A 26,816-nucleotide genomic window follows, 5' to 3' on the forward strand; every position below is an offset into this window, starting at 1 on the left:
GGCCGCAGGAGCATGGCGGCGATGATGTTGGCGCTGATCCATGGTATCGGCTGAATTCGATCCATCGTCCCGTTCGTGTCGAGCGTAGTCGAGACACCCGTAAGCATTGCACCAGGTTGATGGGTGTCTCGACTACGCTCGACACGAACGGACATGGAAGTCCGTCCAAGTCATCGCGTCATGGATGGCTTCGTCGTTACCGCTGAACCCTGCGAGTGACGCAGGACTTGTCGTCATCCCGCCTTCGCGATCCGCCAGATCACGCCGCCGGTGTCGTCGGCAACCAGCGCGCTGCCGTCTTTCGCGACCTTGACGTCGGCGGGGCGGCCGCGCGTCGTCTTGCCGTCGGCGGCGAGGAAGCGGTCGAGGAGGATGACGGGCAGCGCGTCGGCGGGGCGCTTGTTGGTGCCGAACCGGACGAAGACGACGTCATAGCCCGTCGCGGGTTCGCGGTTCCACGATCCGTGGCGCGCGACCAGCACGCCGTTCGCCCAGCGCTCGCCAAGGTCGAGTCCCTGGGTGAAGGTCATCCCCAGCGGCGCGACATGCGCGCCGAGGCCATAGGCGGGGCGCTTGGTATATTGGCGCTGATCCTCCTCGGGCGGCGCAACGCGCGGATCGATGTAGCCGCCCCAATAATACCAGGGCCAGCCATAGAAATCGCCTTCGTCGATCTCGGCCAGATAGTCGGGAACGAGGTCGCTGCCCAGCATGTCGCGTTCGTTGACCACGGTCCAGAGCTGGTCGCTGCCAGGATAGAAGGCGAGGCCGACGGGATTGCGGATGCCCGCGGCGAACGTCCGCACATAGCCGTTCTCCGGCCGCACCTCGAGCACCGAGGCACGCTTCACCTCGTTCGCCATGCCCTTTTCGCCGATGTTGCTGTCGGCGCCGACGCCGACATAGAGCCAGCCATTGGGCGCCGCGGCGAGGCTTTTCGTCCAGTGGCGGTTGGTGCCCTTTGCGGGCAGGTCGGCGATCTTCTTCGCCTGGCCCGCCATCTTGGTCGCGCCCTCGACATAGGGGAAGGCGAGAATGGCGTCGGTGTTGGCGACGTAGAGCGTATCCTTCACCAGCGCCATGCCGTAAGGCGAGTTGAGGCCGGTGATATAGGCGCTGCGCACTTCCGCCTTGCCGTCACCGTCGGCGTCGCGCAGCAGCGTGATGCGGTTTGCCGACACGCCGCCGGCACCCGCCTTGCCCATCAGCGATTTCATCACCTTGCCTTCGATCCCGCCATCCTCGCGCGGCGGGCTCTGCGCCTCGGCGACCAGCACGTCGCCATTGGGCAGCACCAGCATCGCGCGCGGGTGGTCGAGCCCGTCGGCGAAGCGCGCGACGGTCAGGCCTTCGGCAGCCCGCGGTGCTTCGCCGGCCGACCAGCTCGTCGCCTCGGGGACGTTCATCGTCGGAAAGCTCTCGGGATGCTGCGAGGCCATCACCGGCACCCGGCCGCTGAGTTCGGCGGTCGAGAAGCGCGCCACGTCGGGGCGCGACAGGATGTAGAGGACGATGCCGCCGGCGATCAGGATCAACAGCAGGACGAGGGCGGCATATTTGACGATCTTGCGCATGGCGCCTGTCTACACCGGCGCTTCGCCGCGGCAAAGCGCGAAACGCGGGCGGGACGGAACGTGCCCGTTAACCTTACTGGATCGTTCATCACGGTTGGGAACGGCGCGGTGATGCGGCCGCGCTAGACGGCGGGTTCGATGCAACGGATCGGGGTTTCCATGCAGCTGCCCGCACCTTTCCTGGCCGACCGCACGGCGGTCGACGAAGCCGATGCGCTGATCCGCGATCATGGCGAGGAAGCGGGCTTCGCCGCGGCGGCGCGCGCCGAGCAATATCGCGTGCTGGGCAACCACGTCCATTTCGCGCGCTGGCGGCAGATCGAGCGGCTGATCACCTATCTGTCGATCGAGGCTCCGCTCGATACCGTTCACTGAGCGCGGCGGCGCTTTACAGGCGCAGCCCCGCGGTCTCGGGCAAACCCGCCATGATGTTGAGGTTCTGGATGCAGGCGCCGCTGGCGCCCTTGCCCAGATTGTCGAGGCGCGCGACGAGCCGGACCTGGCTGGCATCGGCACTGGCGAACAGGAACAGGTCGAGCCGGTCGCTGCCTTCGTCGGAGGCGCGCAGCAGCATTTCACCGCTTTCGGGCGCTGTGCCCATCGCGACGACCGTGCTGTCCGCATAATGATCGGCGAGCGCGGCGCGCAGCGCGTCGGGCGAGGCGGCGCCGGGCATCGCCGCGAGCGGCAACGGCACCTCGACCACCATGCCGCGGTGCGCGGGGACGACGGCGGGCGAGAAGAGCGGGGCGACCGCCAGACCGCAGCGCGCCTGCATCTCCGGCACATGCTTGTGGCCGAGCGCCAGCGCATAGCCGCGCCAGGCGATGTCGGGGTCGGCCTCGAAGCGTTCGATCAGTGCCTTGCCGCCGCCCGAATAGCCGCTGACCGCATGGCAGATATAGGGCCAGTCGGCAGGCAGCAGATCCGCGCGGACGAGCGGCGCGACGAGCGCGATGAAGCCGGTCGAATAGCAGCCGGGGTTGGAGACGCGCGCGGCCTGCGCGACCGCGTCATGGCCGCTGACTTCCGGAAAGCCGTAGATCCAGCCGGAGGCGACGCGGTGCGCGGTCGAGGCGTCGATCACGCGCGTGCGGTCGTTGTCGATCATCGCCACCGCCTGCCGCGCCGCGTCGTCGGGCAGGCAGAGGATGACGAAATCGGCGGCGTTCAGCGCCTCGCGCCGTGCCGCCGCGTCCTTGCGCCGCGCATCGTCGAGCGTGAGCAGGGCGAATTCGGTTCGTCCCGCGAGCCGCTCGGCGATCTCGAGGCCGGTGGTTCCGGCGGCGCCGTCGATGAAGACCGTGTGTGTCATGCCTGCCCCGGCCGCCGGGCGCCGATGATCGGCGGATCCTTGCCTTCGGCCGCGACGCGCGCGACCAGATCGGCGAGCGGCTCGGCCTTGACCGCGCCCCAATGCCGGCTCGCATGGACGATCGTTTCGGGGTCCGTCATGATGCCGACATGGCCGGGAAAGAAGACGAGGTCGCCGCGCGCGAGAGCGGCCGGATCGACCGCCCTGTCGGGGCCGAGCGCCGCGAACTGCAGGTCGCTGTCGCGCGGAAGCGGAACGCCCGCCGCGCTCCAGGCCAGTTGGACGAGCCCTGAGCAGTCGATGCCCTTTGCGGTGCGGCCGCCCCACAGATAGGGTGCGCCGACCAGCGCTTCGGCTATGCCGGCCGGATCGTCGTCGCGGCCGTCCGCTTCGACCAGCGAGGCGCGGGGCAGGAAGCCGTGCGGCGTCGCGAGCCATTCGCCCTGCTCCTCGCCCATGACCAGCGCGCCGCGCGGCAGGATGGCCGATCCGCCGCTGGCGGCGTCGGGCGCGCTGTGCAGGATCGCCTCGGCGGCCGTGACGCGGTGGGTCGGGGCGATCGGCGCGCCGAGCGCTTCGGCGGCGAGATAGCCGACATAATGATCGGCAAGGCTGTAGCCCCACGCCCAGCCGCCGGTGAGGTCGAGCAGCGCGAAGGCCTCGCCGAACAGCAACTCGCTCGTCTGCCGGGCGTCGGGCGCCGGGTCGGCGCGCAGCGCCGTCGCCGGAAGCACGCAGCTCCGCATCATCGGCGCGGCATAGTGCGGGGCGAAATAGTGGCCGGCGACCGCGATGTCGGCGAGGTCGGGGCGGATCGCGACGACGCGGGGGTCGAACGGCTGCGACGTTCCGGCGAGGGCGAAGCGGTCGCGGCCCGCACCGGCCGCGCCGGGGCGCCCCATGCGTACCCGGCTCGCCGCGGATTTATCGCCAATCTCTGCTTTCACTAGCCGTCCTGAAAATGGATGAGGTCCGCCGGGACGGACAATCGCGCGCCATTAGACCAGCGGGACGCGCTTTATCAAGGATGTTCAGGCCTTGCCGCGCCGGTCGTAGCGTCCTTGCAGCATCGCCCAGGCCGCGCGCAGCCCAAGCGCCGCGCCGCCCTTCGGCCGTCCGGGCTTCGCCGACGGGCGCCACGCGAAGGTGTCGAAATGCGCCCAGGCCGCGCCTTCCGGAACGAAGCGCTTGAGAAACAGCGCGGCGGTGATCGACCCCGCGAACGCTGATGTCCCAGCATTGCCGAGGTCGGCGATATCGGTTTCGAGAAGGTCGGCATAGCCATCCCACAGCGGCATCCGCCACAGCGGATCGTCGCGCTCGACGCCGCCCTTCAGCAACTCGTCGGCAAGCACGTCGTCGTTCGCATAGAGCGCCGGAAGATCGGGGCCGAGCGCGACGCGCGCGGCGCCGGTCAGCGTCGCGAAGTCGACGACCAGCTCGGGAGCATCCTCGCCTGCCTTCGCCAGCGCATCGGCGAGCACGAGCCGCCCCTCGGCATCGGTGTTGCCGATCTCGACCGTCAGCCCCTTGCGGCTGCGCAGCACATCGCCGGGGCGAAAGGCGTCGGCCGATATGGCGTTCTCCGCCGCCGCGACGAGGCAATGCAGGCGGACGGGGAGGCCGGTCGCCATGACGAGCTCGGCGAGCGCGAGAACGTGCGCGGCACCGCCCATGTCCTTCTTCATCAGCCGCATCCCCGCCGCGGGCTTGATGTCGAGCCCGCCGCTGTCGAACGCGATCCCCTTGCCGACCAGCGCGATGCGCGGATGATCTTCCTTGCCCCAGACGATCTCGATCAGGCGCGGCGCATGGTGGCGCGCGGCGGCGCGGCCGACCGCGTGGATCATCGGATAACCCTGTTCGAGCGCTTCGCCCTTCGTCACCGTCAGCGTCCCGCCGTGCGCCCTGGCGATGCGCTCGGCCGCGGCCTCGAGTGCGGCGGGGCCCATGTCGGCGGCCGGGGTGTTGACGAGGTCGCGGACCAGCGCGACGCCGCGCATCTCGGCGACGGCCGGCGCGATCGCCGCGACGTCGGTGGTCAGCAGCACGCGGCCCCCGCGTGCTTCGGCCTTCGAACGATAGGTGTCGAAGCGATATTGTCCGCTCAGCCAGCCGAACAGCGCCTTGCCGGGCTGGCGGCCTTCGACGCGGTAGCGGCCTTCGGGCAGCGTTTGCGCCAGCTTGGCGAGGCACCATGCCGACAGGCTGTCGACATTGGCGACCGCGGTCACCACCGACCAGCTTTCGGCATCGTCGCCGGGCAGAATGGCGTGAGCGTAGCCGTCGGGTTTGTAGCCGGCGGCGGCGAGGGCGGTGCGTTCGCGGGCGCTGCGCCCCTTCAGCCAATCGTCATAGCTTGTCTTGTCGACCAGATGGATGGTGCGGGCGTCCTGCCCCTTGTCGGGCTGGATCAGGTCGGAATAATCGAACATGGCGGTCCTGCATAAAAATGCGGCGCATCCGATCCACGCCGTTCGCCCTGAGCTTGTCGAAGGGCCGTTCTTTCTTTCAGCGTTGAGGAGAGAGAAGGACGGTGCTTCGACAAGCTCAGCACGAACGGAAGAAAGATCGACGCCGCCGGGCGCGCCTTACCTAAGCCGACGTGGAAACTTTGTCGATTCCCGGCGTTGTTGGCGCATGACGAGGATATTCCCCCATCGCTCCGCGGCGCTCCTGTGCATGGGCGCGCTGCTTGTCGCCGGCTGTTCGGAAAAGGCCGCGCCGACCCGCGCCGAAAAGGAGGCCGCGGCGTCGGTCCCGGGCGCGCCGCTGAACGGTGCCGCCGATGTCGCGGCGAAGGAAGCGACAGCCTCCAAGGTCGAGGAAAAGACCGACCTCATCGAATTCGCGTACAGCTATCCGGTCGAGGCGGCGCGCATTGCGGGGCTTGCGGCATGGCTCGACAACGACCGCGGGGTCCAGCGCGCGGCGCTGGTCGCGGCGGCCGAGCGCGACAGGGCAGCGGCGGCGAAGGAGGGGTTTCCCTATCACGCGCACAGCCACCTCCAGAGCTGGCAGCGTGTCACCGATACGCCGCGCTTCCTGAGCCTGTCGGCCGAGATCGGAACCTATATGGGCGGCGCGCACGGGATGCAGAGCTTCGACACGCTGGTGTGGGACCGTAACAAGGCGACGCGGCTGAAGCCGCTCGACATGTTCACGAGCGGCGCGGCGTTCGACAAGGCGGCGAACGACGACCTGTGCGCCGGCGTCGAGCGCGCCAAGACCGCACGCGGCGTCGAATGGAACCGCGATACCGACAGCGTTTCCGGCAAATGCCCGGTGGCGTCGGCGCAGACGATCTGGCTCGGCTCGTCCGACGGGAAGAAGCTCGACCGGCTGACGATCGGGATCGGTCCCTATGAAGTGGGCCCCTATGTCGAGGGCAGCTACAGGATCGACCTGCCGATGTCGGCGGCGCTGATCCACGCGCTCAAGCCCGAATATCGCGGCGATTTCCGTCCGGCAACACGAGGATAGCGACGATGGCCAAGCAGCCCAAGGCCGGCAAGGTCGGCGAAACCCCCACCGAGAAGCGCGGCAAGAAGCGCGCGGCGGCGAAGCTCGAAAAGGCGGTCGGCAAGGCGAAGACGATCGCCGATCCGCCCAGCGACCGCGAATCCGACCTCGACCGCCCGCCCCGGTGGGAACCGCGCTATCCGGGATCGGGCCGGCTCGACGGCAAGGTCGCCATTGTCACCGGCGGCGACAGCGGCATCGGCCGCGCGGTCTGTGCGCTTTTCGCGCGCGAGGGCGCTGACATCGCGATCGTCTACAAGGACAACAAGGCGGACGCCGCGGACAGCGTCGCGATCGTCGAGGGCGAGGGGCGCCACGCGATCGCGGTCAAGGCTGATGTCGGCAAGCCCGCGGCGGGCGCGAAGATCGTCGAGCGGACGATCGAGCGCTTCGGGCGGCTCGACATACTCGTCAACAATGCGGGGGAACAGCATCCGGCGGAGGACATCCGCGACATCGACCCCGACCAGCTTCAGCGCACTTTCGCGACCAACATCTTCGGCATGTTCTACCTCGTGCAGGCGGCGCTGCCGCATCTGCGCAAGGGCGCGGCGATCGTCAATTGCACCAGCGTGACGATGTACCAGGGTTCGCCGGGCTTGCTGGACTACAGCGCGACCAAGGGGGCGATCACCGCCTTCACGCGGTCGTTGAGCGAGAATCTGGTGGCGAAGGGAATCCGCGTCAACGCGGTGGCGCCGGGGCCGATCTGGACCCCGCTGAACCCGCGCGGCGGCGCCCCCGCCGACAAGGTCGCGCATTTCGGGGAGAGCACGCCGATGCAGCGGCCGGGCGAACCCAATGAGGTGGCGCCCTGCTTCCTGTTCCTCGCCTGCGACGACAGCAGCTATATGTCGGGTCAGGTGTTGCATCCCAACGGTGGGACGATCGTTAACGGATAGGGGGCGTTAACGGATAGCGGGGGCAGACAGGAGACAGGTCATGCCAGCCAGATCCAAGGCTCAGCAGAAAGCCGCCGGCGCCGCGCTCAGCGCCAAGCGCGGCGACACCCCTAAGTCCGACCTGAAGGGCGCGTCGCGCGAGATGGTCGACAGCATGAGCGAAAAGCAGCTCGAAGAGCTTGCCAGGGGCGCGCGCAAGGGCAAGCCCGAGCACGTCGATTGACGGCGGTGGCCTATTACTCGGCCGCCTCCAGTTCCGCCGGCGGCGATGCCGCCGCCTTGCGCGCGTGGCCGAAGGTCAGGATGCCGTCGGCGATCGTGCCCGTACGCATGTCGACGCGGTCGCGCACATAATTCTGGCTGAGCCGCCAAGGCATGTCGACCGCGCTTTTCGGCATGATGTGTAGCGCGCGCTGGATATAGCCCGACGAGAAGTCGAAGATGTCGTCCTCGACCAGCGTTGACGGGTCTTCGAGCACCGGCGTCGCGACCGTGGTGTCGGTATCGCGCATATGGTTGAGGACGCGGCAGACATATTCGGAAACGAGGTCGGCGCGCAGCGTCCAGCTCGCGTTGAGATAGCCGAACACCGCCGCAAAGTTCGGCACGTTCGAGAACATGCACGCCTTGTAGTAGAAATGCTGGCTCCAATCGACGGTCTCGCCATCGACGCGCACCGGAATCTTGCCCGCGACCGCGAGCTTGAGGCCCGTCGCGGTGATGATGATGTCGGCGTCGAGGTGCCCGCCCGATTTGAGCTGGATGCCGGTCCGGTCGAAGCGCTCGATATGATCGGTGACGACCGATGCCTGTCCGGCCTTCATCGCCTCGAAGAAATCGGCGTCGGGGACGAGGCACAGGCGCTGGTCCCATGGATTGTAGGGCGGAGTGAAAGCGACCGGATCATATTTGTCGCCGAGCGCCTGCTTAAGCTTCTTGGTCAGGAAATCGGCGACCTTCTCGGGCTTTTCGCGCGCGCGGCGGAACACGATGTCCTGCAGGCGGATATTCTTGAAGCGCGTGATGCTGTAGGCGAGCTTTTCGGGCAGGATCTTGCGCAGGAAATTGGCGATCCCGTCCTTCGCCGGACGGATCGCGTACCAGGTCGGCGTGCGCTGGAGCATCGTCACATGTGCCGCGCCCTTGCCGTCGCCTCTTTCGGTCATCGACGGAACAATGGTCACGGCGGTCGCGCCCGACCCGATCACCACCACCTTCTTGCCCGCATAGTCGAAATCCTTCGGCCAGAATTGCGGATGGACGATCTGGCCCGCGAAATCCTCGCGCCCCGGGAAATGCGCGTCATAGGGCTCGTCATAGTCGTAATAGCCGGAGCCGAGATAGAGCCAGCGCGCGGTCGTCGTCGTGGTCGCGCCCGCGTCATCTTCCAGCGTCACGGTCCAGCGCGCCTCGGCGCTGCTCCAGTCGGCGCCGACCACCTTGCGGTTGAAGCGGATATGGTCGCGGATATGGCGCTCGTCGACGATGCGGTTCAGATAGGCGAGGATCGACGGACCGTCGGCGATCGACTTTTCATGCTTCCACGGTTCGAAGATGAACCCCAGCGTGTGCATGTCGCTGTCCGAGCGGATGCCGGGATAGCGGAACAGATCCCAGGTGCCGCCCAGATTCGCGCGCCGCTCGACAAGCGCGAAGCTGCGGTCGGGACAGTTCATCTGAAGATGCACGGCCATGCCGATGCCGGAGATGCCCGCGCCGACGATCAGCACATCCTGATCGACGGGGGCGGCCGCCGTCCGTTCGCTGCGATCAAGGGTCGCGCTGCCAGCCATCATGTCGTCTCCCGTTCGTCTTTGGCAAACAGCTTACGCACAGCGTTGCATTTTGCAATCGAATTGACGGGTACGGAAACCGGGCTCGACACCATGCGCCATTGCCGCTGTCACAATATTGTCATAGGGGCGTCACCAATTCGCAATCACGGGTTCGCTTGCGCGGACCGCAAGGGGTAAACGCCGACGACATGCGGCAGATCGCTGTCCTTCCCTATCGATTCGGCGGGCCAGGCATGGACGGCCCGACCGAGATTCTGCTGATCACCTCACGCGGGACCGGGCGCTGGGTGATCCCGAAAGGCAATCCGCTGAACGGCATGGAACGGCACGCCTCCGCCGCGGTCGAGGCGGAGGAGGAGGCCGGGGTGGTCGGCGCGGTCTGTCCGACGCCGATCGGCAGCTTCCAATACCGCAAGCGCCGCCCGAACGGCGCGGCGATCATGTACGATGTCGAGGTGTTTCCGCTCGCGGTGACGCGCGAACTCGACGAATGGAAGGAAATGGACGAGCGCGAACGGCGCTGGTTCCCCTTCGACGCGGCGGCGGCGTCGGTCGACGAGCCCGACCTTCAGGCGCTGATCCGGTCGTTCGGGGACAGCGGCTTTCGCGCCGCGGCGCAGCGGTCGGGGTTCATGTTCCACGTGGCCGAAAAGACAGGGGTCAATCGCATGTTTGCCTGGTTCCAGCGCCTGCTGCCGAGGCAGGGCAATTTCTTCGACCTGTTCGAGGCGCATGCGGCGACATTGGCGGCGGGCGCCGAGGCGCTCGCGCGGCTGCTGCAGGGCGGCGAGGGGATGGCCGATCACGTCCAGGAGATTGTCGAGCGCGAGCATGACGCCGACGAGATTACGCGCGAGGTCCTGCAGACGGTGCGCCGCACCTTCCTGACCCCCTTCGACCGCAGCGCGATCACCGACCTCATCGCCTCGATGGACGATGCGATCGACGAGATGCAGAAGACCGCCGGCGCCATCGACCTCTACGACGTCAAGACGTTCGAGCCCGAGATGTGCGACATCGCCGCGATCATCGTCGATGCGGCGCGGCTTACGGTCGAGGCGCTGCCGCTGCTGCGCAACGTCGCCGCCAACGGCGCGCGCCTGCACGAACTGACCGAGCGGCTCGTCCGCATGGAGGGGCATGCCGACGAGATCCACGACGCGGGCCTCCGCCGCCTGTTCAAGGAACATGGCGCGACGAACACCATCCATTTCATGATCGCGCGCGAGCTTTACAGCCATCTCGAACGCGTCGTCGACCGCTTCGAGGACGTCGCGAACGAGATCGATGGCCTGGTCATCGATCACGCGTGAGCGGACGGAAGACATGCCCGGCATGAAAAATCGCGTTCGCATCGAGCCCTTCGGCTGCCTTGCAGGCGCTCAGGATAAACGATGTCGAGATGCCCATCGGGACCGTACGGGGTCGGGGGGTGTCCCGCCTTCGCTCGACACGAACGGCTCTCTGGCACTGGACGGATAGGCCCATGCACGAACTGGCCTTTCCCCTTCTCGCCGGGCTGATCCTGCTCGCTTTGGCGTTCGACTTCCTGAACGGGCTGCACGACGCCGCGAACAGCATTGCGACGGTGGTCGCCACGCGCCTGCTGCGGCCGGTGCAGGCGGTGATGTTCGCCGCCTTCTTCAACTTCGCGGCCTATTTCCTGTCGATCAGCTTCCCCGAACTGCACCGGGTCGCGGAGACGATCGGGGCCGGACTGATCGACAAGAATCTGGTGACGCCCGCGGTCGTGTTCGGCGCGCTGGTCGGTGCGATGTTCTGGAACATCGTCACCTGGATCAAAGGCATTCCTTCCTCGTCGAGCCACGCGCTGGTCGGCGGCATCGTCGGGGCGGGCGTCGCGCATGCGGGCTTCGAAGGCATCCAGTGGTCGGGGCTCAACAAGACCGTGATCGCCATCTTCCTGTCGCCGATGCTCGGCATGCTGCTGGCGATGCTGGTCATGCTCGCGAGCAGCTGGGCGCTGCGCCGCGCGACCGCGAAATTCGCCGAGAAGAGCTTTCGCCGCCTCCACCTCTTCTCCTCGGCCGCCTATTCGATCAGCCACGGACTCAACGACGCGCAGAAGACGATGGGGATCATCGCGGTGCTGCTCTATTCGACCGGCTATCTGGACGGCGAATTCCACGTGCCGCACTGGGTTGCGATCAGCTGCTATGTCGCGATCGCGCTCGGCACGCTGTCGGGCGGGTGGAAGATCATCGAGACGATGGGCGGGCGCATCACCAAGCTGTCGCATCATCAGGGCTTCGCCGCGTCGACCGGCGGGTCGATCATGGTGTTCGCGGCAAGCTGGTTCGGCATCCCGGTGTCGACGACGCACACCATCACCGGCAGCGTCATCGGCGCGGGCGTCGCCCGCCGCGCGAGCGCGGTGCGCTGGGGCGTCGCGAGCAACGTCGTCGTCGCCTGGTTCATCACCATTCCCGCGAGCGCGGTGGTCGCAGCGATCTTCTATTCGTTGACGCGGCTTTTCTGATCGCGGAGCCGCTATCGCCGGTCTCGCACGACCCGTGCCGCCACGATCAGGCGGCGCCCGCGATGACGTTGTCCTCCAGCAGTCCGGCAATGAATGCGATTCTCAATATTCCGGCGAGGGTCCTGCAGTTCATCTTTTCCATGATGTTCGCGCGATAGACCTCCACCGTACGGGGGCTGATCCCCAGTTCGAGCGCGATGACCTTGTTCTGCTTGCCGCTGGCGACGCCATACAGCACCTCGAGCTCCCTGGGCGACAGCTTGCCGAGCTGGGCGATCGCGTCGCGGCGCCGCGCGTCCGCCGCCTGCCGATTGTGCAGCGAGCCGAGAACGTCGCGGATGCCGTTCAGCAGCAATTCGCTTTCGGCGGGCATCGCGATGAAATTGGCGGCGCCGCGTTGCAGGGCGGCGACGGCGGTCCGAACATCCGCCTGTTCCGAAAGGATGATCGTCGCGACCATCGTGCCGCGCCGGTTGATGGCTTCCAGAAGGTCGAGGTCCGCCGCGGTCGGCGCGCGCAGGTCGATCAGCACGCAGGCCGGCTCGCTGTCGAAATCGTTCGCCAGCATCGCCTCGCCGCTGGACCATGGCCGCACCCGGTAGCCATTGGCGTGAAGCAGGAGGGAGAGCGTGTTGCGAACGGCCTCGTCGTCGTCAACGACATGGACCAGGTCGTGTTTCATCTCCCTAACTCCCAACCGTTGTTCGATGATTTGCTTTCGAAACTTCGTCGGGCGACCTCGTATGACGTCTTTGGCCTATTACTCCCTTAGCCATCTACCCGTAAAGCCACCATCCGTAGTGGTACGGGTAGGCGACTCGCCCATCCTGGCATAGCGTCATCCACTTCGGCGGTTGCCAATCGGCTGCCGCGACAAATGTTTCGGCTCTCCACGTCGCGATAACGGGCGGTTGGTCGAAGCACCCCGAGCCTCAAACGCTTTCCGGGCGACCGGCAGGCGGGTCGCGAATTTGCGGCGGGGATAGCAGGCGGAGGACGTGCCATGATTTTCCGGGCGAAGTGGGCCGCGCCAGCGGCGCTGGGGGCGTGTGCCGTGCTGATGCCGGCGGGGGGGCACGCGCAGGACATCGTCTACACGCCCGTCAATCCCTCGTTCGGCGGCAACCCCTTCAATTCCGCCCACCTTCTGGGCATCGCCTCCGCGCAGAACAAATATAAGGACCCGAACGCCGTCACCTCGACCGATCCGGCGCAGCAGTTCCTGCGCACGCTGCAAAGCCGCCTGCTGTCGTCTCTGGCCACCCAGATCACCGACATCATCTTTGGCGAGAACGCGCAGGACAGCGGCCTGATCCAGTTCGGGGACCAGGAGATTTCCTTCGTCCGCGGCCTTGATTCGGTCACGTTGACGATCACCAACAACGCCGACGGCAGCGTGACCGAGATCGTCATCCCGCTGCTGCAAGGCAGCGATGACGGCGGCCTGACGGGACCGGGCGAATGACCTCTCCCCTGCGCCTTCGCACCGCCGTCGTAGCGGCGGCCACGACGCTGCTCTGCGCGTGCGCCGTGAACGACGGGGCGAGCTGGTCGGCGCCGCAGCCGGTGCTGCCGACCCCCGCGACCCACACCTTGCAGAGCCTGCCGGCACCCGGCGATAATATCTCGGTCGCGGTCTATAATTTCGCCGATCAGACGGGCCAGTTCAAACCCACCGAAGGGGTCCAGACGCTGTCGCGCGCGGTCACGCAGGGTGCGACCTCGATTCTGGTCAAGGCACTGCAGGAATCGGGGCGCGGGCGCTGGTTCACTGTCATCGAGCGCGAGCGCCTCGACAATCTGCTGCGCGAGCGCGCCGTGATCCGCGAGATGCGGGCGTCCTACCTGGGCGAGACGAAACTCAATCGCCAGGCGCTTCCCCCGCTGCTTTTCGCGGGCGTCATCCTGGAAGGCGGCATCATCGGATACGATACCAACACCAAGTCGGGCGGTATCGGCGCGCGGTTCCTGGGCATCGGCGGCAGCACCAAATATCGCGAGGATACGGTGACCGTCTATCTCCGTGCCGTCAGCGTGAAGACGGGCGAGGTGCTGCTGACCGTCAGCGTACGCAAGTCGATCGCGTCGATCGGGCTCGACGCCAATGCCTTCCGCTATGTCGCGTTCAAGGACCTACTCGAACTGGAGGGCGGTGTCGCGACCAACGAGCCCGACGCTCTTGCGCTTCAGCAGGCGATCGAATCCGCGGTCTACGGCCTGATCATCGAAGGCGCGGGGCGCGATCTGTGGTGCATGTCGACGCAGCCGGAGTTCGGCGAAAAGCTGCTCCGCCAATATTATGCGCGCCGCGACAATATCGAACCCGAGGCGGTCGAACTGGTGCGCCGCACCGATGGCAGCACGATCACCGGCGCATGCACGCCCGGCTATGTCCAGGCGCGTGCGCCAGCGGCGCCGGCGCATCGCGGCGATGCACCGCAGCTTTCGGCGCGGCCCGCGCAGCCGGCTGCACGCCCGACCGGACCGGCGCAACCCGCGCCGCCCATACCGACGCTAAACACGCTGGATACGACGAACGTCACGGCCCAGCCGAACAAGGGAGGGGAATAGAAGGAATCGCCCGGATCATCCGGGCACGAAAGGCGGTCCCGTCGACACTCTGATTGGCATCGTGATGTCGACGAGACCGGACTTGGCAAGGTTTACGGGAAACCTCGCCAGACGCGAGCGTCCGTCCGGCTTCATATCGCAGCCGCGGCGGAATCGCAAGGTGCGGCGGCGCCGATACCCCCCCGTCGCCGTCGCACCCGACCGCGTTCTCTCTTCCCGTCGGCAACCAGCGGGGCCGGCGCTGGATGACGCAACGGATCCGGCCTTTGTATTGCGGAGGCGCATCGCCTGCCGCAAAAGCCAAGGAGCAGGAAGATGAAGAAGATGATGATGAGCGCGGCTTCTGTTCTCGCGCTAGCAATCGCCGGACCGGCGCTCGCCCAATCGGTCAGCACCGTCAACCAGTCGAACACCGGCAATACCGCCAATGTCGACCAGACGGGTTCGCTGGACGGCGGCGATTCGCTGGTCACCCAGAGCGGCGCCAACAACCTCGCCAACGTCACCCAGGCCGACGACGGATCGGGTTCGACCCCGATCAACGTGTCGGAGGTCGACCAGTCCGGCGACAATAATGTCGCCACGGTATCGCAGGACACGTCGACCATCGCGATCCAGACCGAATCGTTCGTCAATCAGTCGGGCAACAACAATAATGCCGACGTGACGCAGGTCGACGACTGGCAGTCCTCGACGATCAACCAGACCAGCGACGGCAACAGCGCGACGGTGGTTCAGGGCGATGCGACGGCGGCGCTGACCGACGACAGCTACGGCAACAACAGCATGATCAACCAGGGCGGCACCGGCAGCCAGATCGCCGAGGTGACGCAGACCGGGCTGCGAAACGACAGCACGGTCGATCAGATCGGCGACGTCGGCGAGGCCTATGTCGTGCAGAGCGGGGCCGACAATTTCTCGACCGTCCTGCAGACCGGAACCGACGACGACGCCGACGTCAACCAGAGCGGCGACGGCAACAGTTCCGACATCGTCCAGGACGGCGAATCGGTGCTGGCGACCGTCGACCAGTCGGGCAACGGCAACAGCAGCCTTGTCGACCAGACGTCGCCGGGCGGCATCCGGCCGATCAATTCGTCGGTCTATGTCGACCAGTCCGGGGACGGCAACGACTCCGAAGTCTTCCAGCGGGCCAACGACGGCTATGCGGAGGTCCTGCAGTGGGGCACGAACAGCGTGTCGAGCGTGCTGAACCACGGCAACCGTTCGGTCGCTTATGTCTGGCAGCTTGCCGGCGACGACAATGACGCATCGATCGTCCAGCGGTCCGAGGACAGCGACGCCCTGGTCTATCAGGTCGGCAACCGCAATACGGGCAGCATCATCCAGCGCGAGGATAGCCCGCCGACGGAGAATTTCTCTGCGGCGATCTACCAATATGGCAATGACGGCACGTCGTCGATCGACCAGGATGGCGACAACCATGTCGCGGTCAACGAGCAGACGGGCAATTTCGACAGCTCGTCGATCGTCCAGACCGGCAGCGGCAGCTATGCCGGTGTCGGCCAGTATGCCGACAACAACAGCTCGACCGTGACCCAGGCAGGCAACTCGCAATATGCGCTCGTCCTGCAATTTGGTTCGGGCAACACTTCGTCGGTCGATCAGAGCGGCAACAACAACACCGCGAATGTGACGCAGCTCACCAACGGAAACGTCTCGACCGTTCTTCAGTCGGGATCGTTCAACGTGGCGAACGTCGCACAGTGACCCCGCGCCCCGGAGGACGCCCCCGGGCGCCCTCCGGGGACTTTTTATTGCAGGGAGAAGTCCGATGAAACGCCGTGATCTATGGCTTCTCGCCGCCGGGGCCTTGTCGGCCGGGCCGGGCGTCGCTATGGCCCAGTCCACCGCGACGATCGACCAGTCGGGGACCGGGCTTTCGGCCGCGGTCGCGCAGGGCCAGCATCCCGGCCAGAGCGTGACGATCGAGCAGATCGGCTCCGCCGGCGGCGTCGACGTGGCGCAGGACGCTCCTCATGCGGCCGTCGACATCACGCTGACCGGCGACGCGCTTCGGGCCGACATCGTCCAGCAGGGCGATGCGCTGGCCGCCGTCACGCTGGCGATGGAAGGGAGCGACGGCACCGTCGGCGTTCGCCAGACCGGCGCGCCAGGGGGCAGCAATATCGCGAGCATATGGCAATCCGGCCAAGCGAACAGCGCGCTGGTGACCCAGCAGGCGGACGCCGGCGCGGCCAACCATGTCGGCCTGCTTCAGGACGGTATCGGCAATATAGCCATGCTGACACAGACCGGCGCGGGGAACGCGCTCGACGTCACCCAGCAGGGGAACGATAATCTGGCCGCCATCGATCAGATCGGCACGGGCCTGATCCTACAAATCCTTCAGGAGGGCGGTGCCTCGATCGGCATCACCCAGACGGGAAGCCGTTGATCGTCGCCTTCGCCTTGCTTCTGGCCGCGCCGACCGCGGAACCGCCGCCGAGCGGGGGCGAGGCGACCACAGTGAGCCAGATCGGCTCGCCCCGCGAAAAGGGCGGCGATCAGGTCGAGCAGGTCGACGCCCGCAAATCCACGAGCGTCGCCGTCGAGCAACTGCCGGACACGATCGACCTGCCGCGCGACGATAGCGGTCCCGAAGGCAGCCTGGAAAAGCTGACGGTGGAGCATCCGCGCGCGGAACTGTACCGGGAGGTCGCGACGGCCTGGGAAATGATACGCCGCCGGGGCCAGCAGCCCACGCCTGAATTAATCGCGCGCGAGATCGGCCCCGACATGCTGGCGCGGTTCCTGAACCAGTTTCCGGGGTCCGAAGGGATATTCGGCGCCGATTCCGACCAGCTGCCGATCGGGCCGCCCGATCCGCCGGTCCAGCAACCCAAGCCGGGCAATCGCCGGTGAAACCGTGGAGCGCCTGGGTGCGGGCGGCGCAATTTCTGTTGGCGGCACCGCTTGCCGCTTTTCTCGCTTCGGGATCGACCGCCATGACATCTCGCGACGCCTCACCGATTCTGCTGCAGACCGAACGGCATGCGGGATATGTCGAACTGACCCTCGAAGGCCGGCCGGGGCATGGCGAGCGCTATGTCTATACGGTCGAGGTGACGGGCAAGTCGCGCTCGCGCAATTCGGCGAGCTATGTCGCCGGCGCGAAGCCCCATGTGCTCGGCCGGACGCGCTTCCCCGACGAGGTGCCGTGGCGCGTCACCTTCACGATCGCGGATGGCGCGGGCCGCATTCTCCACAAAGAGACGGTGGCCGGCTGACTATCGGGCGGGTCGATAGGCGATGCTGGCCGATCCGCTCATCCGGACCGGCAGATAGAGGCCCGCGCCATAGGCCTTAATCTCGCCGGTCTCGAAGCCCGTGACGGTCGTGCGAATCTCGAAATCGCCCTCGCGCCGCTGATCGACCGCGCGGCGGATCTTGCCTTCCAGTTCTTCCACGTCGCGGGTGAAATTCTGCGTCAGCGCGGACGCGATCAGGGTCGAGAAGCCGGGGCTTTGCCCAAGCTTCAGCAGCAGATCGCCCCCGATCCCGTCGGTGTCGCCCAGAATCGTCAGATCGGCAAAGCGGACCTCGGCCGACCCCGGATCGTTCACAGGGATCGCGGTGGCCCAGATGCGGCCGTGCGTCGGCCCCTGCGGGATGCGCTGCGGCTGCGCTGTGACCGAGACGCCGACCGCGACGCGGCCGCCCGGCGCGCCATAGACCGTCACCTTGTAGAACTTCGCCATCACCGGCCCGACCTTCGGAACCTCGAACGGCTGCGCCGACCGTTTGACCAGCGCGCGCAGGATCACCGGTTCCAGTTCCGCATAATCGGCGATGACGGGCACGAATACGTCGAGGTGCGGGCGCGGCGTTTCGTGCACCAGCCGCGGCAGCGCCGTCGGCGCAGGGTCGGCGGGGCGATCGCCGACGAAGCTTTCGGTCATCGCCTCGAGCGCAAGGTTCAGCTTGATGCGCTGTCCGTCGACGCGGTAGCCGCCATAGAGGAGGCGCTGCGGCGTCAGGCGCATCCACACCGGCGGATTCTCGCGATTGAGTTCGAGGGTGGTGAAGCTGCGCCGCCAGATGTCGGCGGCCTGTCGCTTCACGTCGACCCGGGCGATCTCCCGGTTCACCTCGCGCTCGACATCGCGCACGACGGGCTTCAGCTTCGCGTCGGCCTGGTCGGTGAAGGTGATGCGCCGGCCGAGGAAGTCGATCCCCGGTGGTTTCGTCCAGCCATAGGCGATGCGCGCCTTGCCCTGCAGCCGCCAGTCGGGGGTCAGTTCGACGCGGATGCGCGCGTGCGCCATCGCCGATCCGGTCGCAGTCTCCCCTTTCAGGACGCCGCCGACGTCGCGTGCGCTGACCCGCGCGTTCAGCGGCACGTCGACGACGATCTCCTGCCCTTCGCCGCGCAGCCGCAGGGGGCCGCGCGTCACCTGCCCGACGATGGTGCAGGCGATCGGCGGCGTGACCTTCACCTTCTTGCCGAAAACCTTGACGTCCTGCGGCGGCACGCACTTCGGTTCGCGTCGGTCGATCGTCCACAGCGTGCGCGGCACCGCGCGTTCGAGCGCGGTGCGCAGCGCCGCTGCGTCGGCGTCGATCGGCACCGCGACCAGCGAGGTCTGCTTCGGTGTCGGCGCGGTGTCGGTGGCGCGGGGCGGCGCCATGTCCGCGACCGTCTGCGCCTTGCAGCCGGCAAGCGCCGTCGCGATGACGATCAGATATGGCAGTCGCTGTGCTATCCGCATATGTCGGCCCCCGGTCGATATCTGTTCTACCACCGACCGGGCCGAAGCGTTCCCGTAAAAATGTCGCCCGGAAATCAGGCGGTCACGACCCCGAACAGGTCATGCTCGTCGGCGTCCTCGACCAGCACGTCGACGATGTCGCCCGCCTTCAGCCCTGCGGCGACGTCGCGGAGGTAGACATGGCCGTCGATCTCCGGCGCGTCGGCCTGGCTGCGGCCGGTGGCGCCGATGCTGCCATCCTCGTCGGCTTCGCCCACCTCGTCGATGATGACGGGGAGGGTACGGCCGACCTTCGCCGCGAGCTTCGCGGCGCTGATCGCGGCGGTCTTTTCCATGATCCGCTGATAGCGCTCTTCCTTGACCGCGTCCGGCACCGGATCGGGCAGCGCGTTCGCCTGCGCGCCAGCGACGGGCTCGAAACGGAAAGCGCCGACGCGATCGAGCTGCGCCTCGTCGAGCCAGTCGAGCAGATAGCGGAAATCCTCCTCGGTCTCGCCGGGGAAGCCGACGACGAAGCTCGACCGCACCGCGATGTCGGGCGCGATCGCGCGCCACGCGGCCAACCGTTCGAGCACCTTCGCTTCGTTCGCGGGGCGCTTCATTGCCTTCAGCACCTTCGGGCTCGCATGCTGGAAGGGAATGTCGAGATAGGGGGTGAGCAGCCCCTCCGCCATCAGCGGGATCACCGCATCGACGTGCGGATAGGGATAGACATAGTGCAGCCGCACCCATGGCGCGCGGCCTTCGCTCGTCCGAAGCTGGCCGAGTTCGCGCGCGAGATCGGTCATGTGCGCGCGCACCTCGCGCCCCTTCCACTCGCGCGGGTCGTGGCGGATATCGACGCCATAGGCCGAGGTGTCCTGGCTGATCACCAGCAGTTCCTTCGTCCCCGCCGCGACGAGCTTCTCCGCCTCGCGCAGCACTGCGTCGATGCGGCGGCTGACCAGCCGGCCGCGCAGGTCGGGGATGATGCAGAAAGCGCAGCTATGGTTGCAGCCTTCGCTGATCTTCAGATAGCTGTAGTGGCGCGGGGTCAGCTTGAGCCCGCCCTCCGGCACCAGGTCGACGAAGGGCCCCTGCGTCGGCGGCGCGGCGTCGTGGACCGCGTCGACCACCTGCTCATACTGGTGGGCACCGGTGACCGCGAGCACCTTCGGGAAGCGCGCGCGGATCAGGTCGGCCTCGCTGCCCATGCAGCCGGTGACGATGACGCGGCCGTTCTCCGCCATCGCCTCGCCGATCGCCTCGAGGCTTTCCTCCTTCGCGCTGTCGAGGAAGCCGCAGGTGTTGACGAGCACCACGTCGGCCCCGGCGTAATCGGGCGACAGGCCATAGCCGTCGGCGCGCAATTTCGTCAGGATGCGTTCGCTGTCGACCAGCGCCTTCGGGCAGCCGAGCGAAACCATGCCGACTTTCGGCTGGGCGGGGAGGGTCTTGACTGGCATGATTGGCGGCGCCCTTATGCGATTTTTGCGGCTTTGTCACGCGCGGCGCCATCGGGCGGCCGCGCGAAGGAAGGAAAAGGATCGATGATCGGATTGTTTGCGGCGATTTCCGCGGCCGTCGCGGTGGCGGCGGGCGCGTTCGGCGCCCATGGCGCGGCGGGGCAGCAAGAGGCCGAATGGCTGCGGACCGGCGGCCTCTATCAGTTGATCCACGCGGTCGGGGCGCTCGCCGTGATGGGCGCCGCGCGCGGGCCGGCGGCGATGCTGCTGGCCGGTTCGATCCTGTTCGCCGCCACCCTCTATGCGATGGCGCTGGGCGCGCCGCGGTGGCTGGGCGCGGTGACGCCGATCGGCGGCGCCCTGATGATTGCCGGCTGGCTGTGGGCGGCGTGGGCGATGCCGCGAGGGTGACCGAATCGGCCTTCGGGAAAGAGGCTGGCATATCTATTGCTGCCGGGGCGGCGATGGGGCATGCGGCATCTGCCGCGGTGCGGCCGGCGACAGAGGAGGGAAGAACGGGTGTTCGACACATTGACCCTCGCGGCGCTGCCCGCCGAAGACGAAGCGCTGCGCCCGGCGATCCGCGCGCTCGCCGCCGAAGTCGTCGCGGCGCGCGGTGACGCGGTTCGCGCCCGGTCGTGGGCGGGGTTCGACGCGGCGTTCAGCCGCAGGCTGGGCGAAGCGGGCTTCCTCGGCCTGACGCTGCCCCGGCGCTATGGCGGCGGCGAACGCGGGCCGTTCGCGCGGTTCGTCGTCGTCGAGGAACTGCTCGCGGTGGGTGCGCCGGTCGCGGCGCACTGGATCGCCGATCGCCAGAGCGCGCCGTTGATCCTGCGCTTCGGCTCCGAGGCGCAACGTGAAGACTATCTTCCGCGCATCTGCCGCGGCGAGATTTTCTTCTGCATCGGGATGAGCGAGCCGGGGTCGGGGTCCGACCTTGCCAGCGTGCGCACCCGCGCCGAGCGCACCGAAAGCGGCTGGCGCGTCAACGGCCAGAAGATCTGGACGAGCAACGCGATGCACAGCGCCTATATGATCGCGCTGCTCCGCACCTCGGGCACCAGCGAGGATAGGCACGGCGGCCTGTCGCAGCTCATCATCGACCTCAAGGCGCCGGGCGTGACGGTGCGGCCGATCGCCGATCTGGCGGGCGACGCGCATTTCGCCGAGGTGTTCTTCGAGGATGTCGACCTGCCCGCCGACGCGCTGATCGGGCAGGAGGGCGAGGGCTGGAAGCAGGTCACGGCCGAACTCGCCTTCGAACGCAGCGGGCCCGAGCGCATCTATTCGAGCGTCGTGCTGCTCGACGCTTGGGTTCGGCATCTGCAGGCGATGGGGCGCGAGGATTCGGCGACGCTGGCGCTGGTCGGCGATTTCACCGCGCGGCTGGGGACGCTGCGGGCGATGTCGATCGCCTGCACCGCGCGGCTCGCGCTCGGCGAGAGCCCGGTGGTCGAGGCGTCGCTGGTCAAGGACCTCGGAACCAGCTTCGAACAGGAACTGCCGATCGCGATCGGCGACGACCTCGCCGCGCATCCGGACGAGCCGGTCGATGCGGAGCTGTATCGCACCTTGCTCTATGTGACGCACGTCGCGCCGAGCTTTTCGCTGCGCGGCGGCACGCGGGAAATATTGCGCGGGATCATCGCGCGCGGAATGGGACTGCGATGATGGATCACGACGCGCTTCTTTCGCCCTTCGAGCGGATGTTCGAAACCGTCGCCGCGCCCGCCGCGGTGCGCGCGGTCGAGGCGGGCGGCGATATCGATGCGATATGGGATGCGGTCGCCGGATCGGGGTTCCTCGACGCGCTGGTTGCCGAGGCGGCGGGCGGCTTCGGCCTGCCGGTCGCGGCGGTGCAGCCGCTATGGCAGGCGCTGGGGCGCCACGCGGTGCCGCTGCCGGTCGGCGAGACGATGATCGCGCGGGCGTTACTGGCGGACGCCGGTGCGCCGCTGCCCGACGGACCGGTCGCGCTCGCCGTGGCGGCGCCGGGACAGACGGTGGTGGTGCCGCTCGGGCTCGTCGCGCGCCATGTGCTGGTCGAACAGGACGAGCGGCTCGCCCTCGTCGCGGCGGACGGGGCCGAAGCGACAGGGGTTGCCCGCAGCCTCGCGGCGCGGATGCGATGGGACGGGCTCGACGGGATGCTGCCGGCGCCGGCGGGGGGATTGCGCGCGCTTGCGGCGGTGCTGCGCGGGGCGCTGATCGCCGGCGCGGCGGATCGGCTCGTCGTCATGACCGCTGCCTATGCCAACGAGCGCGTCCAGTTCGGCAAGCCGATCGGCCGCCAGCAGGCGCTCCAGCAGAATTTGGCGACGATGGCCGAAGAGGCGGTCGCGGCGCGCATCGCGTCGCAGCTCGGCTGCGCCGGGGCCTGGCCGCCTTCGCTAGCCGCCGCTGCGACCGCCAAATCGGTGGCGAGCAGGGCCGCGACGCGCGTCGCCGCAACCGCGCACGCGGTGCACGGCGCGATCGGGATCAGCGCCGAGCATGACCTCCAGCTCTTCACCCGCCGCCTGCACGAATGGCGGCTCGCCGACGGGTCCGAAAGCTGGTGGAACCGGCGGCTCGGCGCCCAGCGGCTGACAAGCGGCGCCGGGTCGGTCGACTATGTGCGGGCGGAACTGGCGGCGCCCGCCTGACCGGCCTCTCCGGCGAGGTGGCGGGCTACTGCGCGCAGCCGCGCGATCGCCTTGCGCCGCACCGCCGCATCGGGTGTGCGCCCAAGGAAGGATAGCGAAATCGCGCCCTCGATGCGCCCGTCCTCCGGCGGCAGCGGCACCGCGATGCAGAACAGGTCGTTGCGGATTTCATGGCGGTCATAGGCGATGCCGGTCCGGCGGATCGTCGCCAGCTCGTCTCGCAGCACCGCCGCATCGGTGATCGTGTTCGGGGTCAGCGCGATCAGCGGGCCGCCGGCGAGATAGGCGGCCAGCGCGGGCTCGGGCAGCGCGGCGAGCAATATCTTGCCGATCGCCGAGCAATAGGCTTCGAGCTGCATCCGTTCGGCGGTGAACAGCTCGGCGGCGTCGCCGCGCTCCTTGACAATGTAGGTGACCATCGAATCCTCAAGAATTCCGGCATGGGCATAGGCGCCGAACTGTGCCGCCAGCCGCGCGAGCGGGCGGCGCAGGCCGGCGGCAAGCGCGGGGCGCGGCTCGCTGGGCTGCGCGAGGGCCGCGAGGCGCGGCGCGGCGCGATAGACGCCCTTCGCGGTGCGGACCAGATAGCCTTCGGCCTCGAGCGTCAGCGCAAGGCGATGCGCCGTCTGCGGCGGCAGCGCCAGCCGCGCCGCCACCGCCGACAGGGTCGAGCGCCCGCCGTCGCGAACCAGCGCTTCGAGCAGCCGCAGTCCCTTGATCAGCGTCTGCGACGTGTAAGCGGGGGGCGAGGGCGAATTCATGCCACCTTTTGGCAGGCTTGCTCTCGAATATTAAGAGATAATCGCAATCGCGCGGTGGCGCCCGGCGCGATCCCTGATAGCAGGCGCGCAGGGAGATCGAGATGACAGCGACATTCGAAGACCTCGCGCGGCGACTGCGCGACGCCTATGCGGGCGGGACAGTGCCCCCGCTTCGCGACGGGCTGGACCCGACCGATGCCGACGGCGCCTATGCGGTGCAGACGATCAACACGCGCTTCTGGGAAGCGCAAGGGCGGCGCATCGTCGGGCGCAAGGCGGGATTGACGGCGAAGGCGGTGCAGCAGCAGCTTGACGTCGACCAGCCCGATTTCGGGGTGCTGTTCGACGACATGCGCATCGCCGACGGCGGCCGACTCGACCCGGCACGGGCGATCCAGCCGAAGGCGGAGGCGGAGATCGCCTTCATCCTTGGCGCCGACCTGCCCGACCCGGCGACGACTGCGGAACAGGCGGCGGCGGCGGTCGCACGCGTCCATGCGGCGATCGAGATCGTCGACAGCCGCATCGCCGACTGGAAGATCAGCTTTGCCGACACGGTCGCCGACAATGGATCGTCGGCCTTCTTCCTGCTCGCCGACGCAGGTCGGCCGCTCGCCGGGCTCGACCTCGAAGGCGCGGCGATGGAGATGACCGTCAATGGCGCGGTCGCCTCGACCGGGGTCGGCGCCGCGGCGCTCGGCAACCCGCTCAACGCCGCCGCATGGCTGGCGCGGACGCTGGCGGCCCGCGGCGAGCCGCTGAAGGCGGGCGACATCCTGCTCGCCGGCGCGCTGGGGCCGATGGTCGCGCTGACGCCCGGCGACGCGGTGGTCGCGCGCGTCGCGGGCATCGGCGAATGCCGCTTCACCTACGGGAACTGAGATCGTGACGAAAACCAAAGTGGCGATCATCGGTTCGGGCAATATCGGCACCGATCTGATGATCAAGATCATGCGCGTGTCGAAGGGGCTGGAGATGGGAGCGTTCGTCGGCATCGATCCCGAATCCGACGGCCTGAAACGCGCCGAGCGGCTCGGCGTGCCGATTACTGCCGAGGGGCTCGACGGGCTCGTCGCGATGCCGGGCTTTGCCGACATCGGCATCGTCTTCGATGCAACCTCCGCAGGTGCGCACCAGCGGCATAGCGAGGTGCTGATCGCCCATGGCAAGCGGGTGATCGATCTGACCCCGGCGGCGGTCGGGCCCTACACGATCCCGCCGATCAACGGCGATGCGCATCTGGATGCGCCCAACGTCAACATGGTGACGTGCGGCGGGCAGGCGACGATCCCGATCGTCGCGGCGGTGAATCGGGTGGCGAAGGTGCATTATGGAGAAATCGTGGCGTCCATCGCGTCGAAGAGCGCCGGCCCCGGCACCCGCGCCAATATCGACGAGTTCACCGAGACGACGAGCCAGGCGATCGTCGAGGTCGGCGGTGCGGCGCGCGGCAAGGCGATCATCGTCCTCAACCCCGCCGAACCGCCGCTGATCATGCGCGACACCGTCTATTGCCTGTGCGACGACGGCGACCGCGACGCGATCCGCCGGTCGGTCGAGGCCTTGGTGGCCGAGGTGCAGAGCTATGTCCCCGGATACCGGCTGAAGCAGGCGGTGCAGTTCGAAAGCATCGGCGGCAACGCGCCGCTGACCATTCCGGAAATGGGCGGCAGCTTCACGGGCTTGAAGGTCAGCGTCTTTCTGGAGGTCGAGGGGGCGGCGCATTATCTGCCGGCTTACGCGGGCAATCTCGACATCATGACCTCGGCGGCGCTGAAGACCGCCGAGAAGATCGCCGAAAGGATGGCGGCATGAGCTTCGACCCCATCACCACAAAGCTCTATATCCAGGACGTGACGCTGCGCGACGGGATGCATGCGATCCGCCACCAGTACGGCCTCGACCATGCGCGCGCGATCGCGCGGGCGCTCGACGCTGCGAAGGTCGACGCGATCGAGGTGTCGCACGGCGATGGCCTGCAAGGATCGAGCTTCAACTATGGCTTCGGCGCGCATACCGACTGGGACTGGATCGGCGCAGTGGCCGAGGTGCTGGAGCATAGCGTGCTCACGACCTTGCTTCTCCCCGGCATCGGGACGATCCACGATCTGAAGCACGCCTATGAAATGGGCGTGCGATCGGTCCGCATCGCGACGCATTGCACCGAGGCCGACGTCGCAAAGCAGCATATCGAGTTCGCGCGCGGCATCGGTATGGACGTCGCGGGCTTTCTGATGATGAGCCATATGTCCGAGCCCGAAGCGCTGGCGGGCCAGGCGAAGCTGATGGAAAGCTATGGCGCGCATTGCGTCTATGTCACCGATTCGGGCGGTGCGCTGACGATGGACGGCTATGCGGCGCGGCTCGCCGCCTATGACCGCGTGCTGAAGCCCGAGACGCAGCGCGGCGTCCACGCGCACCACAATCTCAGCCTCGGCGTCGCGAACAGCATCGTCGCGGTGCAGAACGGTGCGATCCGCGTCGACGCCAGCCTTGCCGGCATGGGCGCGGGGGCGGGCAATGCGCCGCTGGAGGTCTTCATCGCCGCCGCCGACGTCTATGGCTGGAACCATGGCTGCGACCTTTTCGCGCTGATGGACGCCGCCGAGGAACTGGTGCGCCCATTGCAGGACCGCCCGGTGCGCGTCGATCGCGAGACGCTGACCCTCGGCTATGCCGGGGTCTATTCCTCCTTCCTGCGTCACGCCGAAAAGGCCGCCGCCGACCACGGACTCGACACGCGCGCGATCCTCGTCGAACTCGGCCGCCGCAAGATGGTCGGCGGTCAGGAGGACATGATCGTCGACGTCGCGCTCGACATGGTGCGCCGCCGCGAGGTCGCGGGCTGATGTGTCGAGTTTGGAGCGTGATGATGTTTGGATGAGCCTTGCCGTGTCCCCGCGCAGGCGGAGACTCAGAGCGATGTGGCGCCGCCCTTGGCTCTTCGAAGCTCTGGACTTCCGCATTCGCGGGAGCACGCGGCTTTGCGAGCCAAGACAACCATGCATTGGTATCCAAATTACCGTCCCAACGGATTTGGGATGGTGCAGAT

The 26,816-nt window shown here is 67.6% G+C and carries 27 protein-coding genes; 18 read left to right on the forward strand and 9 right to left on the reverse strand.

Going from position 1 to position 26,816, the window contains the following annotated elements; translation table 11 throughout:
* Window positions 1-233: 233 nt before the first annotated feature.
* Window positions 234-1,574, reverse strand: a complete 1,341-nt coding sequence (locus C3E99_RS03845) for a PQQ-dependent sugar dehydrogenase (protein ID WP_076074511.1) — start codon at window positions 1,572-1,574, stop codon at window positions 234-236.
* Between the two features lie 159 nt (window positions 1,575-1,733).
* Between C3E99_RS03845 and C3E99_RS03850 the strand changes: the two genes are divergently transcribed.
* Window positions 1,734-1,949: a hypothetical protein gene (locus C3E99_RS03850; protein ID WP_082796929.1), complete on the forward strand. Its 216-nt coding sequence runs from the start codon at window positions 1,734-1,736 to the stop codon at window positions 1,947-1,949.
* A 13-nt stretch (window positions 1,950-1,962) separates the two neighbouring features.
* Here C3E99_RS03850 and argC read toward each other — a convergent pair whose 3' ends face one another.
* The 3 genes from argC to C3E99_RS03865 form a co-directional block, all read right to left on the reverse strand.
* A complete protein-coding gene (gene argC, locus C3E99_RS03855; RefSeq protein ID WP_076074514.1) occupies window positions 1,963-2,889 on the reverse strand; it encodes an N-acetyl-gamma-glutamyl-phosphate reductase in 927 nt (308 codons plus the stop codon).
* Window positions 2,886-3,836 carry a C40 family peptidase gene (locus C3E99_RS03860; protein ID WP_234002588.1) on the reverse strand — a complete coding sequence of 317 codons (951 nt, stop codon included), beginning with the start codon at window positions 3,834-3,836 and terminating at the stop codon, window positions 2,886-2,888. Before C3E99_RS03860 ends, argC begins: the two co-directional genes overlap by 4 nt.
* Before the next feature lie 84 nt (window positions 3,837-3,920).
* The gene (locus C3E99_RS03865; protein ID WP_076074518.1) at window positions 3,921-5,324 is read right to left on the reverse strand and encodes a leucyl aminopeptidase family protein; all 1,404 of its coding nucleotides are present in this window, start codon (window positions 5,322-5,324) and stop codon (window positions 3,921-3,923) included.
* Between the two features lie 247 nt (window positions 5,325-5,571).
* On the opposite strand from C3E99_RS03865, the gene C3E99_RS03870 reads away from it, so the two are divergent.
* From C3E99_RS03870 to C3E99_RS03880, 3 genes are read left to right on the forward strand one after another with little or no spacing between them, the layout of a single operon-like run.
* Window positions 5,572-6,372, forward strand: a complete 801-nt coding sequence (locus C3E99_RS03870) for a DUF4163 domain-containing protein (protein ID WP_234002589.1) — start codon at window positions 5,572-5,574, stop codon at window positions 6,370-6,372.
* A 5-nt stretch (window positions 6,373-6,377) separates the two neighbouring features.
* A complete protein-coding gene (locus C3E99_RS03875) occupies window positions 6,378-7,313 on the forward strand; it encodes a glucose 1-dehydrogenase (RefSeq protein ID WP_104959437.1) in 936 nt (311 codons plus the stop codon).
* Window positions 7,314-7,353: 40 nt separating this feature from the next.
* Window positions 7,354-7,536, forward strand: coding sequence for a DUF3008 family protein (locus C3E99_RS03880; RefSeq protein ID WP_076074523.1), 183 nt, complete (start codon window positions 7,354-7,356; stop codon window positions 7,534-7,536).
* A 13-nt stretch (window positions 7,537-7,549) separates the two neighbouring features.
* On the opposite strand, the gene C3E99_RS03885 is transcribed toward C3E99_RS03880, so the two are convergent.
* Window positions 7,550-9,106, reverse strand: a complete 1,557-nt coding sequence (locus C3E99_RS03885) for a flavin-containing monooxygenase (protein WP_076077659.1) — start codon at window positions 9,104-9,106, stop codon at window positions 7,550-7,552.
* A gap of 191 nt (window positions 9,107-9,297) precedes the next feature.
* Between C3E99_RS03885 and C3E99_RS03890 the strand changes: the two genes are divergently transcribed.
* Window positions 9,298-10,422, forward strand: a complete 1,125-nt coding sequence (locus C3E99_RS03890; RefSeq protein WP_169799626.1) for a DUF47 family protein — start codon at window positions 9,298-9,300, stop codon at window positions 10,420-10,422.
* Window positions 10,423-10,595: 173 nt separating this feature from the next.
* On the forward strand, window positions 10,596-11,609 hold the full coding sequence (locus tag C3E99_RS03895; protein ID WP_067105665.1) for an inorganic phosphate transporter: 1,014 nt from the start codon (window positions 10,596-10,598) through the stop codon (window positions 11,607-11,609).
* A gap of 46 nt (window positions 11,610-11,655) precedes the next feature.
* Here C3E99_RS03895 and C3E99_RS03900 read toward each other — a convergent pair whose 3' ends face one another.
* Window positions 11,656-12,291: a response regulator transcription factor gene (locus tag C3E99_RS03900; protein WP_076074526.1), complete on the reverse strand. Its 636-nt coding sequence runs from the start codon at window positions 12,289-12,291 to the stop codon at window positions 11,656-11,658.
* A gap of 321 nt (window positions 12,292-12,612) precedes the next feature.
* Here C3E99_RS03900 and C3E99_RS03905 point away from each other — a divergent pair, with 321 nt between their 5' ends.
* The 6 genes from C3E99_RS03905 (at window position 12,613) to C3E99_RS03930 (ending at window position 17,431) form a co-directional block, all read left to right on the forward strand.
* Window positions 12,613-13,074 carry a curli assembly protein CsgF gene (locus tag C3E99_RS03905; protein ID WP_067105661.1) on the forward strand — a complete coding sequence of 154 codons (462 nt, stop codon included), beginning with the start codon at window positions 12,613-12,615 and terminating at the stop codon, window positions 13,072-13,074.
* Window positions 13,071-14,180 (forward strand): CsgG/HfaB family protein, encoded by a 1,110-nt coding sequence (locus tag C3E99_RS03910; RefSeq protein WP_076074529.1) that lies wholly within the window; start codon window positions 13,071-13,073, stop codon window positions 14,178-14,180. Before C3E99_RS03905 ends, C3E99_RS03910 begins: the two co-directional genes overlap by 4 nt.
* Window positions 14,181-14,495: 315 nt before the next feature.
* Window positions 14,496-15,911, forward strand: a complete 1,416-nt coding sequence (locus C3E99_RS03915; RefSeq protein ID WP_076074531.1) for a hypothetical protein — start codon at window positions 14,496-14,498, stop codon at window positions 15,909-15,911.
* Window positions 15,912-15,975: 64 nt separating this feature from the next.
* Window positions 15,976-16,599, forward strand: a complete 624-nt coding sequence (locus C3E99_RS03920; protein WP_104959438.1) for a hypothetical protein — start codon at window positions 15,976-15,978, stop codon at window positions 16,597-16,599.
* Entirely contained in the window at window positions 16,596-17,066 is a 471-nt protein-coding gene (locus tag C3E99_RS03925) for a hypothetical protein (RefSeq protein ID WP_104959439.1), read from the forward strand. The genes C3E99_RS03920 and C3E99_RS03925 overlap by 4 nt, the downstream gene beginning before the upstream one ends.
* A gap of 83 nt (window positions 17,067-17,149) precedes the next feature.
* Complete coding sequence (locus C3E99_RS03930) at window positions 17,150-17,431, forward strand: hypothetical protein (protein WP_076074539.1); 282 nt, start codon at window positions 17,150-17,152, stop codon at window positions 17,429-17,431.
* Here the strand turns inward: C3E99_RS03930 and C3E99_RS03935 are convergent, their stop codons facing one another.
* The gene (locus tag C3E99_RS03935; protein WP_076074541.1) at window positions 17,432-18,913 is read right to left on the reverse strand and encodes a DUF4403 family protein; all 1,482 of its coding nucleotides are present in this window, start codon (window positions 18,911-18,913) and stop codon (window positions 17,432-17,434) included.
* A gap of 74 nt (window positions 18,914-18,987) precedes the next feature.
* Entirely contained in the window at window positions 18,988-20,358 is a 1,371-nt protein-coding gene (gene rimO, locus C3E99_RS03940; protein WP_067105647.1) for a 30S ribosomal protein S12 methylthiotransferase RimO, read from the reverse strand.
* 84 nt (window positions 20,359-20,442) lie between these two features.
* Between rimO and C3E99_RS03945 the strand changes: the two genes are divergently transcribed.
* From C3E99_RS03945 to C3E99_RS03955, 3 genes are all read left to right on the forward strand, one after another.
* Complete coding sequence (locus tag C3E99_RS03945) at window positions 20,443-20,769, forward strand: DUF423 domain-containing protein (protein ID WP_076074544.1); 327 nt, start codon at window positions 20,443-20,445, stop codon at window positions 20,767-20,769.
* Between the two features lie 108 nt (window positions 20,770-20,877).
* Entirely contained in the window at window positions 20,878-22,029 is a 1,152-nt protein-coding gene (locus C3E99_RS03950) for an acyl-CoA dehydrogenase family protein (RefSeq protein ID WP_234002590.1), read from the forward strand.
* Window positions 22,026-23,003, forward strand: coding sequence for an acyl-CoA dehydrogenase family protein (locus tag C3E99_RS03955; protein WP_234002591.1), 978 nt, complete (start codon window positions 22,026-22,028; stop codon window positions 23,001-23,003). Before C3E99_RS03950 ends, C3E99_RS03955 begins: the two co-directional genes overlap by 4 nt.
* Here the strand turns inward: C3E99_RS03955 and C3E99_RS03960 are convergent.
* Window positions 22,970-23,764 (reverse strand): IclR family transcriptional regulator, encoded by a 795-nt coding sequence (locus C3E99_RS03960; RefSeq protein WP_158682094.1) that lies wholly within the window; start codon window positions 23,762-23,764, stop codon window positions 22,970-22,972. The two genes, C3E99_RS03955 and C3E99_RS03960, sit on opposite strands and share 34 nt — an antisense overlap.
* Window positions 23,765-23,865: 101 nt before the next feature.
* Between C3E99_RS03960 and C3E99_RS03965 the strand changes: the two genes are divergently transcribed.
* Genes C3E99_RS03965 through dmpG form a run of 3 tightly spaced genes read left to right on the forward strand, consistent with a single transcriptional unit; the run spans window position 23,866 to window position 26,613 of the window.
* Window positions 23,866-24,645, forward strand: coding sequence for a 2-keto-4-pentenoate hydratase (locus C3E99_RS03965; protein WP_076074552.1), 780 nt, complete (start codon window positions 23,866-23,868; stop codon window positions 24,643-24,645).
* 4 nt (window positions 24,646-24,649) lie between these two features.
* Complete coding sequence (locus tag C3E99_RS03970) at window positions 24,650-25,579, forward strand: acetaldehyde dehydrogenase (acetylating) (protein WP_104959442.1); 930 nt, start codon at window positions 24,650-24,652, stop codon at window positions 25,577-25,579.
* Window positions 25,576-26,613 carry a 4-hydroxy-2-oxovalerate aldolase gene (gene dmpG / locus C3E99_RS03975; RefSeq protein WP_076074557.1) on the forward strand — a complete coding sequence of 346 codons (1,038 nt, stop codon included), beginning with the start codon at window positions 25,576-25,578 and terminating at the stop codon, window positions 26,611-26,613. Before C3E99_RS03970 ends, dmpG begins: the two co-directional genes overlap by 4 nt.
* Window positions 26,614-26,816 lie beyond the last annotated feature (203 nt).

It is taken from the genome of Sphingopyxis sp. MG (genome assembly GCF_002953155.1).
GTDB classification, from domain to species: Bacteria; Pseudomonadota; Alphaproteobacteria; order Sphingomonadales; family Sphingomonadaceae; genus Sphingopyxis; species Sphingopyxis granuli.